This window comes from Sphingomonas sp. IC081 (assembly GCF_006874585.1).
Taxonomy (GTDB): Bacteria; Pseudomonadota; Alphaproteobacteria; order Sphingomonadales; family Sphingomonadaceae; genus Novosphingobium.
In genome coordinates this window covers 2,170,748-2,185,173 of sequence record NZ_CP029761.1, presented here as the reverse complement: position 1 = coordinate 2,185,173, position 14,426 = coordinate 2,170,748, and the positions used below count along the sequence as shown (strand labels likewise).

Annotated in this window: 9 protein-coding genes; 8 read left to right on the top strand and 1 reads right to left on the bottom strand. The window is 64.1% G+C overall.

Features of this window, described 5'->3' with window-relative positions:
* Positions 1 to 7: 7 nt before the first annotated feature.
* The gene (locus tag DM450_RS10480) at positions 8 to 2,392 is read right to left on the bottom strand and encodes a DPP IV N-terminal domain-containing protein (RefSeq protein WP_142634621.1); all 2,385 of its coding nucleotides are present in this window, start codon (positions 2,390 to 2,392) and stop codon (positions 8 to 10) included.
* A 137-nt stretch (positions 2,393 to 2,529) separates the two neighbouring features.
* On the opposite strand from DM450_RS10480, the gene DM450_RS10475 reads away from it, so the two are divergent.
* The 8 genes from DM450_RS10475 (at position 2,530) to DM450_RS10440 (ending at position 14,311) form a co-directional block, all read left to right on the top strand.
* The gene (locus DM450_RS10475; protein WP_142634619.1) at positions 2,530 to 3,261 is read left to right on the top strand and encodes a FadR/GntR family transcriptional regulator; all 732 of its coding nucleotides are present in this window, start codon (positions 2,530 to 2,532) and stop codon (positions 3,259 to 3,261) included.
* A gap of 83 nt (positions 3,262 to 3,344) precedes the next feature.
* Positions 3,345 to 5,717, top strand: coding sequence for a glycoside hydrolase family 127 protein (locus DM450_RS10470; protein WP_260609783.1), 2,373 nt, complete (start codon positions 3,345 to 3,347; stop codon positions 5,715 to 5,717).
* Between the two features lie 11 nt (positions 5,718 to 5,728).
* Positions 5,729 to 6,775 carry an Ldh family oxidoreductase gene (locus DM450_RS10465; protein WP_142634617.1) on the top strand — a complete coding sequence of 349 codons (1,047 nt, stop codon included), beginning with the start codon at positions 5,729 to 5,731 and terminating at the stop codon, positions 6,773 to 6,775.
* A 1-nt stretch (position 6,776) separates the two neighbouring features.
* Positions 6,777 to 8,576: a DUF885 family protein gene (locus DM450_RS10460; RefSeq protein WP_260609782.1), complete on the top strand. Its 1,800-nt coding sequence runs from the start codon at positions 6,777 to 6,779 to the stop codon at positions 8,574 to 8,576.
* Positions 8,566 to 10,146, top strand: a complete 1,581-nt coding sequence (locus DM450_RS10455; protein ID WP_142634615.1) for a family 43 glycosylhydrolase — start codon at positions 8,566 to 8,568, stop codon at positions 10,144 to 10,146. The genes DM450_RS10460 and DM450_RS10455 overlap by 11 nt, the downstream gene beginning before the upstream one ends.
* A 231-nt stretch (positions 10,147 to 10,377) precedes the next feature.
* The gene (locus tag DM450_RS10450; protein ID WP_185928586.1) at positions 10,378 to 13,086 is read left to right on the top strand and encodes a TonB-dependent receptor; all 2,709 of its coding nucleotides are present in this window, start codon (positions 10,378 to 10,380) and stop codon (positions 13,084 to 13,086) included.
* Between the two features lie 80 nt (positions 13,087 to 13,166).
* Positions 13,167 to 13,745: a hypothetical protein gene (locus tag DM450_RS10445; protein WP_142634611.1), complete on the top strand. Its 579-nt coding sequence runs from the start codon at positions 13,167 to 13,169 to the stop codon at positions 13,743 to 13,745.
* Positions 13,742 to 14,311 carry a hypothetical protein gene (locus tag DM450_RS10440; RefSeq protein ID WP_142634609.1) on the top strand — a complete coding sequence of 190 codons (570 nt, stop codon included), beginning with the start codon at positions 13,742 to 13,744 and terminating at the stop codon, positions 14,309 to 14,311. Before DM450_RS10445 ends, DM450_RS10440 begins: the two co-directional genes overlap by 4 nt.
* Positions 14,312 to 14,426 lie beyond the last annotated feature (115 nt).

The following is a 14,426-nucleotide window of genomic DNA, read 5'->3' as shown; positions in this document are numbered from 1 at the left end:
GGGTGTCTTAACGGGCCAGAGCGACTGCCGGTGCGGCAGGCTTCACGGGGCCGAGCGGCGGCGGTGTCTCGCCGAGCAGGTAGAGGGTGAAATAGTCACGCAGCTTCTTCCAGAAGAAGGGCTGGTAGACGTTGTGCGTGGCATTGGGCACGACCACCATGTCGACATCGCGCCCGGCATCGATCAGCGCTTTGGCAAGACGGAAGCTTTCGGTGACCGGCACGTTGTCGTCGATGTCGCCGTGGACGAGCAGCAGGTGGCCCTTGAGCTGGTTGGCCACCGCCATGTTCGAATTGCGCTCCCAGGTCGCCGCGTCGGCTTCGCCCATCGAGACTTCCGGCCACCAGGTCTTGTCGAGCCGGAGGTCGTGGTTGCCCGAGGCGGAGACGCCGACCTTGAAGAAGTCGGGACGGCGCAGCACGAAGCGCGCGGTGTCGTAGCCGCCCGCCGATCCGCCGAACACGCCGACGCGGCTGACGTCCATGTAGGGGTACCTGGCGGCCATCTGGCGGATCAGCGCGATGTGATCGTCCAGCCCCACTTCGCCGAGGTTCTGGTAGGCGGGCAGGCGGAAGGCCTGACCGCGCCGCGAGGTGCCGGTGCCGTCGATCATCACGACAACCGCGCCGATCTGCGCGACGCTGTTGCCCGGCACGCGCAGCGCCATGCCCCAGGTGGAGGGCACCTGGGTGGTGGTGGGGCCGGTGTAGACGTTGTCGATCACCGGATAGCTGCGCTTAGGATCGAAGTGCGCGGGGCGATAGATCATGCCGTAGATCGGTGTCTTGCCGTCCGCCGCCACGCCCTTGAAGGGTTCGGGCGGGGTGTAGCCGGCCGCCAGCAGGCGGCTGTCGTCGGCCTTGGCGAGGTCCATCACGATCCGGCCCGTCGCGCCGTCGCGCAGCACCGCGCGGGTGGGCGTCGTCGGGCTCGACATCTGGTCGACGATCCACTTGCCGTCGGGCGAGACTTGCGCGTCATGGTCGAGCGGTTCGGGCGTCAGTTCGGTCAGGGAGCCGCCGTTCAGCGAGACCCGGTAGAGCGCGCGCCAATAGGGATTGCGCGCCGCCTCGCGCCCGACGCCGGTGACGATGAGCGAGGACTTGTCCTCGGCCACATTGTCCACCGAGAGGACTTCCCAGTCGCCGGTGGTCAGCGCCTTGCCGCCATCGGGGTTGTCCGGGGTGACAAGGTAAAGCTGCGCCCAGCCGCTGCGCTCCGAGATCGACAGTTCGCCGCCGAGTTCCGGCGCGGGGAAAATCATCGAGGAGGTGACGGTGATGACCGGCTTCACCGCCTCATGCGCGACGATCTTGGTGGCGCCGGTCGCCGGGTCGGCCACATAGACGGCCTGCTGGCGATAGCCGCGCTCGGTCCACTGCATGCGTGGCTTGCCGTCCACCCAGTTCATGTCGGGCGGGGAGGGGTAGAGGATCGATTCCGAAGGCATCTGGACCGGCACGACCCGGGCCTTGCCGCTCTTCAGGGCCGCCTGCACATCGACCACCAGGCGTGTCGCCTGCGGCAGCTTCTCCGCGCCCGCCAGCGGATAGATGTACGAGAAACTGCGCGGATAGAAACTGCCCGGCGGGTTCTGCTGGGTGATCGAAAGCTTCTTCACCCCGCGCGTGTCGAGCCGCCATGTCAGCAGATAGCGGCCATCGGGTGACCATGCGCCGGAAACGGGCATCGCCGGTTCCTCGGTCCCTTCGCGCAGGATCTGCGAGAGTTCGGGGATCGAGCGGCCATAGGGCTGCTCGCGCGTGCCGTCGGTGGTCAGCGCCACTTCGCGGCCCGAGGCGACGTCGACGGCGTAGAGATTGTATCCGCGCGCGACGATCCTGGTCTTGCCATCGGGCGAGGGGAGGTCAAGCTGCGGGGCTTCCGGCGCGACCTTCTCGGCCTTGCCGGCCGCGTTCAGGCGCCAGTGACCGTCAAGCGCATCGAAGGCGATTGCGCCGTGCTCGGCGTCGTAGCCGATGTCGGCGAGCCGGGCTTCGTCGAGGGAGATGGTCCGGCCGTTTGCCTCGGACAGGGCCGCAAGCAGGCTTGCGGTCGTCGCCACTTCACGCACCTGCTTCGTGGCAAGGTCGAGCAGCAGGAAGCGCTGGTCCTTGCGGTTGCCGGTGCGGTAGAACAGCGCGTTTCCAGCGAATTGCGGTGCGACATTGGCATTGTCGATCAGGTCGCCGATGCCTGCGCCAAGGAAGGCATCCGCCGTCTGGTAGCGCTCGGCAATGCTGGGCGGCGCGGACTGCGTCGCCACGGTCGATGCCTGCCGTGCCTGTGCGGCGGGCTGGAAGGCCATGGCGGCTCCAAGCGCAAGCAGGCTTACCGCAGCCGGTTTTTTCAGTACGGAGAGGATTGGACGGGAAATCAAGGAGGTGCTCATGACATGGTCCCATCGCTTGGCTTCGGAAAGATGCATGGGTTCTTGACGTCCCCGACGGAAAGGGTCAAGAAAAAATTATACGATATATGATCTGAGCATTTCAGGAATGCTACGATCCAGTCGCCGGGATGATCCAGATGACCGCAACTCCTTCTGCCGAAACCGCCCTTCCGCTGGTCAGCGAGCGGCTTCACCATGCGGTGGCGCGCCGACTGGCGATGGCGATCGTCGGCGGCGAACTTCCCGCCGGCCACGTGTTCCCGGCGGAAGTGGAGCACGCCGAGCGGCTGGGCGTATCGCGCTCAGTGCTGCGCGAGGCGTTCCGCGTGCTGACGTCCAAGGGCATGGTCAGCAGCCGGCCCAAGGCGGGCACCCGCGTCAACGAGCGCAAGAGCTGGAACCTGCTCGATCCCGATGTGCTGGCCTGGCAGATACAATGCGGTGCCAGTGACGAGTTCCTGCGCGACCTGTTCGAACTGCGGCTGGTCGTCGAGCCGCAGGCAGCGGAAATGGCGGCACTGCGCCGTGACGAGCGGCAACTCACCGACATGGCCAATGCGCTGGAGACGATGGAGCGCTGTACGCTGGCCACCGACAAGGGCCGCTCGGCCGACATCCGCTTTCACGAACTGGTGCTGGAGGCAACGCGCAACGAACTGATGCAGGCGCTGTCCACCTCGATCTCGACCGCCATCGCCTCGACCACCGCGATCAAGAGCCGCGTGCAGGATTCCCCGCGCGACCCGATGCCCGAGCACCACGCGCTCTACCGCTGCATTGCCGAGGGCAACGCGAAGCAGGCGCGCAAGGCGATGGTTGCACTGATCGATCTTGCCCACTCGGACACCCGCGTCGCGCTTCGGCGCTGAAGGCTAACGCTTCGACGGGCTTGACTCGGGAGCGTCTAACCCTATCAATAACCGTATACGATATTCGATAGGAGTTTCCGGTGATGAAGGCCAATCGGCGCGAATGGATGACTGGCGTGGCGGCGCTGGCCATCAGCTCAATCCCTCTCAAGGGCTTCGCGGCTGTCATCGCCCCCAAGCTTCCGATCAAGGCGAAGCCGCTGCCGCTGAGCGACGTGCGGCTGACCGCTTCGGACTATGCTACGGCGGTGGAAGTCAATGTCGACTACCTGATGTCGCTCAGCCCGGACCGCTTCCTGCACAATTTTCGCAAGTACGCGGGGCTTGAGCCCAAGGCGCCGATCTATGGCGGCTGGGAATCGGACACCATCGCCGGCCACACCCTTGGCCACTACATGACCGCGCTGGTCCTGGCCTGGCAGCAAACCGGCAACCCTGAATGCCGCCGCCGCGCGGACTATATCGTCGATGAACTGGCGCTCTGCCAGGCGCAGCGCAGCGATGGCTACATCGGCGCGCTTGGCCGCAAGACCAAGGACGGCAAGGTCGTCGACGGTCAGGAAATCTTCCCTGAAGTCATGCGCGGGGAGATCAAGTCGGGCGGGTTCGACCTCAACGGATCGTGGTCGCCGCTCTACACCGTGCACAAGTATTTCGCGGGTTTGCTCGATATTCATGCGGCCTGGGGCAATGCCAAGGCGCTGGAAGTCGTCATCGGCCTGGGCGGCTACTTCGAGAAGGTCTTTGCCGCGCTCGACGACAAGCAGATGCAGGAACTGCTGGGCTGCGAATATGGCGGTCTCAACGAAAGCTATGCCGAGCTCTACGCCCAGACCGGCGATCTGCGCTGGCTGAAGGTGGCGGAGCGCATCTACGACAAGCGCGTGCTCGATCCGCTGGTGGCGCAGGAAGACAAGCTCGCCAACTTCCACGCCAATACGCAGGTGCCCAAGCTGATCGGTCTGGCCCGCATCCACGAGCTGACCGGCAAGGACGAGCCGGGCCGCGCCGCCCGCTTCTTCTGGGAACGCGTGACCCAGCACCACAGCTACGTGATCGGCGGCAATGCCGACCGCGAATACTTCTTCGAGCCCGACAATATCGCGCTGCACCTCACGGAATCGACCTGTGAGCACTGCAACACCTACAACATGCTGAAGCTGACCCGTCAGCTCTACTCGTGGCAGCCGGACGGGGCGCTGTTCGACTATTACGAGCGGGCGCACCTCAACCACGTGATGTCGGCGCAGAACCCGCATACCGGCGGTTTCACCTACATGACGCCGATGATGAGCGGTGCCCCGCGCGGCTATTCGCAGCCGGGCGAGGAAGCCTTCTGGTGCTGCGTCGGCTCGGGCATGGAAAGCCATTCGAAGCATGGCGATTCCATCTATTGGCAGGGTGACGATACGCTCTTCGTGAACCTCTTCATCCCGTCGAAGGCGGAGTGGAAGGCCAAGGGCGTGGCGTTGACGCTGGCCACCGAATATCCCTTCAAGCCCGAAGTAGGCGTGACGCTGGACGCGGTGAAGAACGGCAAGTTCACCGTGGCACTGCGTATTCCGGCCTGGGCCAATGGCCGCGCACTCGTTGCCGTCAACGGTGCGCCGGTTCCGGCCAATGCGGTCAATGGCTATGCCGTGATCGACCGCCGCTGGAAGAAGGGCGACACGATTGCGCTCACCCTGCCGCTCGACCTGCGCTTCGAGGCCGCCGCCGGTTCGAAGGACGTGGTGGCCGTGCTGCGCGGCCCGCTGGTCATGGCGGCGGACCTCGGCCCGGCCGAGATGGAGTTCACCGGCGTCGAGCCGGCGATGGTGGGCGACAATCCGCTGTCCGCCTTCGCGCCGATCGTCTCGGACCGTCCGCGCTTCCAGACCAAGGGCGTGACCCGTCCGGGCGACCTCAACTTCGTGCCGTTCTACAGCCAGTACGACCGCCGCAGCGCCGTCTACTTCAAGCGCTTCAGCGAAGCCGGCTGGAAGAGCGAGGAAGCCTCGTTCCTGGCCGAGCAGGCGCGCCAGAAGGATATCGCGGCCCGCTCGATTGACGTCATGCACCTGGGTGAAATGCAGCCGGAGCGCGACCACAACCTGACCTCGGAAATCTCCTATCCGGTCTCCTATCGTGGCCGGAACGGGCGCGATGCCCGCTCGGGCGGCTTCATCGAGTTCACGATGAAGGTGAAGCCCGGTCCGCTGCTGCTGCAGGCGACGTATTGGGGCAGCGAGCGTTCGCGCGTGTTCGACATCTTTGTCGACGGCACCAAGGTCGTCACCCAGAAGCTCGACAACGATACGCCGGGCAAGTTCATGGATGTCGACTATGCGCTGCCCGAGGCGCTGACCAAGGGCAAGAGCGAGGTCAAGGTGCGCATCGTGCCGCATGACCGCAGCTCGGCAGGTCCGATCTTCGGCATGCGCCTGTTCACGGCCAAGCCTGCTGCTACGAAGTGAGTGAGAAAATAATGACTGCTACCGGCGAAATCGCCTTCTCGCTGGAGGAGGCGGACGCCTTCGCCCGCAAGGTTCTGGTCGCTTGCGGGCTGGCTGCGGACCATGCGGCGGCCGTGGCGCAGACGATGGTTTCGGGCGAGCGTGACGGCTGCACCTCGCACGGGCTCTATCGTCTGCTCGTCGCCGCCAACTCGGTGGCGCGCGGCGTGGTGGTGCCCGATGCGGTGCCCGAAGTGAGCGAACCGGCCAAGGCGCTGGTCAAGGTGGACGGCAAGGGCGGCTTTGCCCAGCTTCCCTTCGAGCGCGGCATGCCGCTGCTGGTGGAGAAGGCCCGGACTTACGGCATCGCCGCCATGGCGCTGAACAACGTGGTTCACTTCGCCGCGCTCTGGCCCGAGGTCGAGGCGCTGGCCGAGCAGGGCCTCGTCGCGCTTGCCTTCACGCCCAGCCACGCCTGGGTCGCGCCCGAGGGCGGTACCAAGCCGGTCTTCGGCACCAACCCCATCGCGTTCGGCTGGCCGCGTCCGGCCCATCCTGACGGAAGGAACCGCGCGCCCTTCGTGTTCGACTTCGCCACCAGCGCTGTGGCGCGCGGCGAGATCGAACTGCACCGCCGTGCGGGCAAGGCGATCCCGCCGGACTGGGGTTATGACGCCGATGGCCGTCCTTCCACCGATGCCAAGGCCGTGCTCGACGGTGCGATGCGTACCTTTGGTTCGCACAAGGGATCGGCGCTGGCGGCCATGGTCGAGCTGCTGGCCGGGCCGCTGATCGGCGACATGACCAGCGCGGAATCGCTTGCCGCTGACGAGGGGCGCGGCGGCTCGCCCATCGGCGGTGAACTGATCGTTGTCATCGATCCCGCGGGCTTCCTGGGTGACAGCCTGAACGAATACCTGAAGCGCGCCGAGACCATGTTCGAAACCATCGAAGGGCAGGGCGCCCGGCTTCCCGGTTCGCGCCGTCTGCTCGCCCGTGCCCGTTCGCAATTGGAAGGCGTGCGCATCCCCGCGCAGCTCCACGCCGACATTCTCGAAATTCTCGAAAGGGGAAATTGACGTGAAGACTACGCTTGGCCGCGCGCTGCTGCTGGCAGGTGCGGCGGTTGCCGCGACGATTGCCGTCTCTGCCGTGGCGGCTCCGGCTGCCCAGACCGCGCCGAAAACCTCTGGAGCCCAGACCCCGGACGAAGCTTTCGAAGCGATCTACACCGCCGAATACGCCTGGCGTCTCCAGCAGAGCGGCCCCAGCGAGGATGGTCCCAAGAGCGAGCGCCTCGCGCTTCCCGACGTCGGCGTAAAGGCGCAGACCGCGCGTCTTGCGGCCTGGCAAAAGGTCGAAAAGCAGCTCGCCGCGATCGACGTCGCCAGGCTGTCGCCCGAAAACCGCATCAACTTCGCGGTCTACAAGGGCCAGATCGACGCCTTTGTCGCATCCCAGCGTTACCGCGATTACGAAAAGCCCTTCAACGCCGACACCAGCTTCTGGGGCGAACTGGCCGACTGGGCCCGCTCGCCGCTGCGCGACCAGCAGAGCGCCGAAGACTTCGTGGAAATGCTGCGCGAGATCCCGCGCTATTACGACCAGCAGATCGACAACATGCGCGCGGGCCTGAAGCGCGGCTTCTCCGCCCCGCAAGTCACGCTGATCGGGCGTGACAAGGGCATCGAACTCGTGGTCGATGCCAAGACGCCCGAGGATTCGCCGTTCTACGAGCCGTTCAGGAAGCTGCCCTCGACGATCCCGGCCGCCGAGCAGGAAAAGCTGCGCGCCGAAGCTCGCGCCGCGATCACCGGCAGCGTCGTGCCCGCGCACGCCAAGCTGCTCGCCTTCATGCGCGGCGAGTACGAGAAGCAGGCCCGCAAGACGCTCGCCGCCTATGCGCTGCCGGACGGCAAGGCCTACTATCAGTCGAAGATTTCCGAGTTCGTCACGCTCGACAAGTCGCCGGAGGAGATCCACCAGATCGGCCTCAGCGAAATGGCGCGCATCCGCTCGCAAATGAACGAGGTGATGCAGCAGGTCGGTTTCAAGGGCGATCTCAAGGCGTTCCTGCACTTCCTGCGCACCGATCCGCAGTTCTATCCCAAGACGCCGAACGAGCTGCTCTATCGCGCCGCGTGGATCGCCAAGACTTTCGACGGCAAGGCCTCGCAGTTCTTCGGCCACCTGCCGCGCAGCCGCTTCGCCATCAAGCCGGTGCCGGATGACGTGGCGCCGTTCTACACCGGCGGGCGCGGTGGTCCGGGCATCTACCTCGTCAACACCTATGACCTGCCGAGCCGTCCGTTCTACTCGCAGATCGCGCTGACCCTGCACGAGAGCGCGCCGGGCCACGCGATGCAGATGCCGCTCGCCGCCGAGAACAAGGACCTGCCGGCCTTCCGCCGCGACACTTATCTCTCCGCCTATGGCGAGGGCTGGGCGCTCTATTGCGAGGCGCTGGGCGAGGACATGGGCATGTACGAGACGCCCTACGACCGCTTCGGCATGCTCAGCTATCAGGCCTGGCGCGCCTCGCGCCTCGTCGTCGATACCGGCATCCACGCCAAGGGCTGGACCCGCGAGCAGGCACAGCAGTACTTGCGCGACAACACCGCGCTGTCCGATCACGAGATCGAGACCGAGGTGGACCGCTACATTTCCTGGCCGGGACAGGCACTGTCCTACTACATGGGCCAGCTGGCCTTCGTGGATGCGCGCAAGAAGGCGGAAACCGCGCTGGGTCCCAAGTTCAACATCCGCGCCTTCCACGATGCCGTGCTGGCGCTGGGCGCGGTGCCGCTGCCGGTGATCGACAGCCGCGTCGATCAGCTGATCAAGGACGGCGGGAAGGGGCCTTATCCCGATGAGGAATAGTCTCAAGCTGGCTCTGGCGGCCGGCGCGTTCGCGTCCGTCGCCCCGGTATCCGTCTCTGCGCAGCAGGCGCCCACGGCGCGTGAACTGACGGTTCCGGGCAACCCCATCCTCGCCGACGGGGATTACTACTCCACCGATCCCGCGCCGTTCGTGGCGGACGGCCAGCTCTGGATCCTGGCCGGTCGCGACGAGGCGGCTGCGGACGTCAACGACTTCATCATGCCCGAATGGCAATTGCTCAAGACGGCCGATCCCGCCTCGGGCGAGTGGACGCATTATCCCGCGATCCTGAAGCCCGAAAACGTCTTCGCATGGGCCGAGCCTGCCCGCGCCTATGCCGGGCAGATCATTCAGGGGCCCGATAAGCGCTACTACCTCTATGCCCCGGTGCTGGAGAAGAACAGCGACGCGAAGGACCGCTTCGCCATTGGCGTGGCGGTGGCGGACAGCCCGCTCGGCCCCTGGCGCGATGCGCATCCTTCGGGCCCGATCATCTCGCAGAAAGTGCCGGTCGCCAACGACATCCAGAATATCGATCCGACCACGATGATCGACGACGATGGCCGGGTCTATATCTACTGGGGCACGTTCGGCCAGATGCGCGGGATGGAACTCGCGCGCGACATGATCACGCCCAAGGGACCGGAGCTGGAGATGAAGGGGCTCACCGGCTTCTTCGAAGCGCCGTGGATCATGAAGCGCAAGGGCACCTATTACATGCTCTACGCCGGCAACAGGGCGGGCCCGACTTCGGACTGCACACCCGCCGTCTACCACGCCTGCATCGCCTATGGCACTGCGCCGTCGCCGATGGGGCCGTGGACCTATCGCGGCGTGGTGCTGAAGCCGGTGTCCTCGACGACCTCGCACTCCGGGGCGGTCGAGTTCAAGGGGCAGTGGTATCTCGCCTATCACACGGCCGATGCGAAAGGCGGCGGCCATTTCCGCCGCAGCGTCGCGCTCGACAAGATGGAATGGGACGACAGCGTCTCGCCCGCGCGCATCCTGCCGGTGGTGCCGACCCTGCGTCCGCAGCCGCCGCTGGCGCCCAGTCGCAACATCGCGCGCTCGGCATGGGCGACCGCGTCCAACGATCCGGTGCCGGTGCAGTTCTGGATCAAGTCGCTCAACGACGGCGTGGTAAAGGAGGCTCCGCTGCCGCCCGACATGTGGGGCAGCTGGTCGCCGGACAATCCGCCCAGCCAGTGGATCGAGTATCGCTGGGACCAGCCGGTCACGATCGACGGCTCGCGTATCCGCTTCTGGAACGACCAGCCTGCCGGTTCCGGCGTCGGGGTGGCGCCGCCCGCGAAATGGCATCTTGAATACTGGAGCGGCAAGAAGGGCTGGAAGCCGGTTCCGGGCGCCAGCGCCTATGGCACGGCGACGGACGCCTTCCAGGAGGTCGCATTCCCGAAAGTGACGACGCGCTGCTTGCGCGCGGTCATGGAGGCTTCCGGCGACGGCAAGACCCATGCGGCGCTGGCCGTGCAGGAATGGGAGGTGCTGGCGCCCACGTCGCAGCCGGTTGTCCTGCGCCGGGAGGATGGCGAGCCGACCTGCCGCTGATCGGCGGCATCTGCGGATTTCACGAATATGTCTCGAATGGGGCGCAAGTCATGGGCTTGCGCCCTTTTTCACGTTTGCATTCCATAAGTTTCATCAATTCGGATTACTCAGACAAAAAATCACAAACCCTGTCACAAGCGCCTTGACACGTTTTTGAAATCGTAGGACGTATACGATATAAATATGACATCCGGAGAGACCGGCGTCGGGGATCAGAACAGGGGGTTTTGCATGACTTTCTCAGGAATTTTGAAGCTATCGACCGCACTTACGTCGGTGATCACGATCGGCGTGGCCGCACCGGCAATGGCGCAGGACAAGGCCAAGACGGAATCCGAATTGTCGGACCAGGCTGAACCCAAGACCGACATCGTCGTCACCGGTGTTCGCGGCGCTGTCGTGGCCGCGACGGATACCAAGAAAAAGTCCAAGCAGATCGTGGACTCGGTCGTTGCCGAAGACGCGGGCAAGCTTCCGGACAACAATGTTGTCGACGCGCTGGCGCGCGTCACCGGCGTGCAGATCGACCGCGCGCGGGGGCAAGGGCAGGGCCTGACCATTCGCGGGCTTGCCGAAGTGCAGACCACCGTGAACGGCAACAATACCAACCTTGGCGATGGCCGTTCGCTCAATCTCGCGGATATTCCGGCCGAACTGCTCAAGCAGGTCGATGTTTACAAGACGCGCACCGCCGATCAGGTCGAAGGCGGCATTGCCGGCACCGTCAACGTCGAACTGCGCCGACCCTTCGATCTCAAGAAGGGGCTGACGGTCGCGGGCAGCATTCGCGGCTCCTACGACGACATTTCCGAAAAGGTCAGCCCTTACGGCAGCCTTCTGGTGGCGGATCGTTTCGACACCGGCATCGGCGAGATCGGCTTCCTTGTAAACGCCTCGTGGACCAAGACGAACTACCGCGAGAACTACATCGAGAGCGAGTCCCCTTATGAGCGGACGCTTGGCGATGGTTCGACGGTGGTCATTCCCTATCGCGCCAATTACGGCATCGAGCAGGGCAATGTAAAACGCCCTTCCATCAACGCCGTGCTGCAGTGGCGGGCAAACGACAAGCTCGATTTCGTTCTTGAGGGCGGTTATCTGGGCTCACGTGAGAAGCGTTCGGTCGAGCGTCTTTATTTGCAGGACATGAATGGGAACGGCACGCTGAGCAATGTGGTGCTCATGCCCGATGGCCGCACCGTGAAGTCTGCCACGATCACCAATGCGAACGGCTTGCCTGCCGGTATCGATTCGCAGTTCAACAGCATTCATTCGAACCTCTACACGTCGAACCTTGAAGCCCATTACAACTCGGGCATCATGCACCTGAACCTGAGCGCGCAGTACAACTGGTCGAACGAGGGTAATTACTTTGTCGAGACAATCATCCGTCCCGGCACGCTTACTTCTGCCAATATCGATTTCGCCTCGGATATCTACAGTAAGGGCGCGCCGCAGATCTCGTTCAACGGGGTCGACCTGTCGGACATCTCGAAGTACGTGGTCGAACGTTTCCAGGACAATCAGGGCGGTTCGAAGAATAAGGAGTTCTCCGCACAGGCAGACCTGACGCTGGACGTCATGCCGGACGGATTGCTGCGCAGCCTTCAGGTCGGTGCCCGCTTCAATCAGCGCAAGGCCAGCCGCTATTACGGCTACCGCGACGGCTACCCGAAGGTGAACGGCGCCTACGCGCCGCTCAGCACTTTCCCTGGGTTCGATTCTGCGTCGATGGTCGGGCCGGATATCGGCGGTTCCACAAGCGAGTGGTACCGCATCCCGGGTTCGGTGGTGTTGAGTAACATCGCCAGCATTCGTGACTATATCCAGCAGTACGATGCTACCACCGGATCGAATTTCGCGACTGTCTATCCGTCGAGCGATCGCGGGCAGACATTCAGTTCAAACGAGCGGAACTTCGCCGCTTACGCCCAGTTGAATTACGCGTTCGACGTGGGCAATATCCCGGTCGATGGTATCGCTGGCGTGCGCTACACCAACACTTGGGGCAACTCGACCAGCTTCAGCTATCGTCCATCCTCCACGGGGACGATCATCGAGGAAGCGCCGGGTCGCGGCAACTACTTCGACCTGCTGCCAAGCTTCAGTGCTATCGTGCACTTCACGCCGAAGACGCAATTGCGCATGTCCTATACGACCAACGTGCAGCGTCCGGGCTTCTACGACACGCGTCCGTTCTACACCTACGATGTCGCGGGCACCTCTGCCGTCGTCTATGCAGGCAACCCGCAGTTGAAGGCACAGCGCGAGCATGCCTATGACGTGAGCGCGGAATACTACTTCGGTCGCGGCGGTCAGATCTCGCTGGCCGGGTATTACAAGAAGGCCACCGGCTTCCTGTACTACAGCCGTGAAGAAGCAACCTTGGCGCAATTGCAGGCCTATGGGATCACCAATGTCACCTCCGGTTACATCGAGCAGCAGCGCAATGCGGGCGACGGCAGGTTCATCGGCATGGAAGGCACGGTCCAGTCGTTCTTCGACTTCCTGCCGGGCGTGCTCAAGAACTTCGGCGCCAGCCTGAACGCCAGCCACATCTTCAAGGCGCGGATCGAATATCCCTATCCTGAAGACTTCCCGGGAGCGTTTGACTCCCCGAACACCTCGAAGTGGACCGCCAACGCTGCGCTGTTCTACGATACGCCGCAGTTCAGCGCGCGCGTTGCCTACAACTATCGCTCGTCGTATCGCATGGGCATCTGGACCAACAATCCGGAATACTCGCCCTATCAGGGCAGCACGTCGAAGCTGGATGCGGCGATCAACTATACCCCGGTCGCGTTCATGACGCTCTCGCTCGAGGCTTCCAACATCCTCGGCAACGACGTCTATCGTTACCATGGCAGCCAGGAACTCCTGCCGCTCGGCGTCCGCACGCTGGCGCGGACGGTGCAGGGCAGCGTTCGTTTCCGCTTCTGATCGGGTAGCGGAAGAACGCGCGAAACAGGACAGGGCTGCGCCAGCGATGGTGCAGCCCTTTTCGCAAGGCAGGAGGTCAAATGCGTTCGAGGCTTTTTGCGTTCGCGGCCCTGATGGCCGGGATGCTGGTGTCCCCGGCTGCGACGGCGCGCGACGTCGAGACGCGTGTTGCCGCCACCGCCATGCCCTGGAATCCGGGGATCAATCGCAAGATGGATTTCGGGCGGCATGACGGCACGCGTCCGGCCTTGGTGGTCGGTGCATTGCTGCAACCGGGGAGCCGTGTCGATTTCACCGCATCGGGGCAGACGACGACGGTAAAGGACGGGCTCGCATTCGGGCCCGACGGGCAGCAGGAGTTCGTAACCGATGCGGCAACCGGCAATTCGGGTACGGCCTTTCCGAGCCGCTACATCGAGGCGTCCGGCTATCCGGTGCATCTCAATGCGCTGATGGGTGCGTTTATCGATGCGGATGGACGGGTGGTGGGAAAACCGTTCGTGATCGGTTCGGGCACTTCGCGGCAGGTGCCGGAAGGCGCGCAGGCGATCTCGATGGGGCTCAACGACGACATCTATTCGGACAATGCCGGGCAGATCGTCGTTCAGGTGCACATTCCCGAAGCAAACGTGACATTGGAACCGGAGGGCGGGAAATGAGATTGCTCGGAATCGGTGTCGCCCTTGCGGTGACGGCGGCGGCGGCGGCGGCGGCGGCGGCGGCCGTGGCCATGCCGGCCAGTGCCCGCGATGTGGTGGTGCAGGTGGATGCGCGCGCCGGGCCCTGGCTCAACAAGGCCAATCCAAAGATGCGATACGGCAAAGGGGGCGAGATCGCGCCGGTCGTCATCAGCGGCCTGGCGGATGTGTCCGGCGAGACGGTGGAGATATTCGCTGCGCAAGGGGCATCCACGCAAGTCGGCGGCGCCGACGTCGGCGTGGAAGGGGTTGCCGGCGAGGCTGTTGACGATATGCCGGGAGCGGGGAAAAAATATTACCCCAGCCTCTATGCTCCCAAAGTCCTCTATCCCACCAATCGCCATGCACTTATGGCTGTTTTTGTCGATGCCGATGGCAAATTGGTGGGCCGTCCGTTTGCGGTGGGGCAGGGGGTGAGGCTTGCAATTCCCGATGGCGCGACATCGCTTTCGCTGGGGTTCAACGACGTCGAATTTTCCGGCAATGGCGGCGCCATGACGGTCACGGTGGTCGTGCCGGATTCTTGAAATTGATGGAGCCGGTTTGCTGGTGCGGGCCGGTGCTCTCGTGCTGCTGCCCGTGTTTCGCTCATCGCTGGATGGCGTTTGCGACACCTGGTAGTGCAAATAACGCAATTGCTGG

Coding starts and splice junctions, on each gene's coding strand:
- DM450_RS10465 (WP_142634617.1), top strand. CDS start 5,729: ATGACTGCTACCGGCGAAATCGCCTTCTCGCTGGAGGAGGCGGACGCC.
- DM450_RS10455 (WP_142634615.1), top strand. CDS start 8,566: ATGAGGAATAGTCTCAAGCTGGCTCTGGCGGCCGGCGCGTTCGCGTCC.
- DM450_RS10440 (WP_142634609.1), top strand. CDS start 13,742: ATGAGATTGCTCGGAATCGGTGTCGCCCTTGCGGTGACGGCGGCGGCG.
- DM450_RS10480 (WP_142634621.1), bottom strand. CDS start 2,392: ATGAGCACCTCCTTGATTTCCCGTCCAATCCTCTCCGTACTGAAAAAA.
- DM450_RS10475 (WP_142634619.1), top strand. CDS start 2,530: ATGACCGCAACTCCTTCTGCCGAAACCGCCCTTCCGCTGGTCAGCGAG.
- DM450_RS10470 (WP_260609783.1), top strand. CDS start 3,345: ATGAAGGCCAATCGGCGCGAATGGATGACTGGCGTGGCGGCGCTGGCC.
- DM450_RS10445 (WP_142634611.1), top strand. CDS start 13,167: ATGCGTTCGAGGCTTTTTGCGTTCGCGGCCCTGATGGCCGGGATGCTG.
- DM450_RS10450 (WP_185928586.1), top strand. CDS start 10,378: ATGACTTTCTCAGGAATTTTGAAGCTATCGACCGCACTTACGTCGGTG.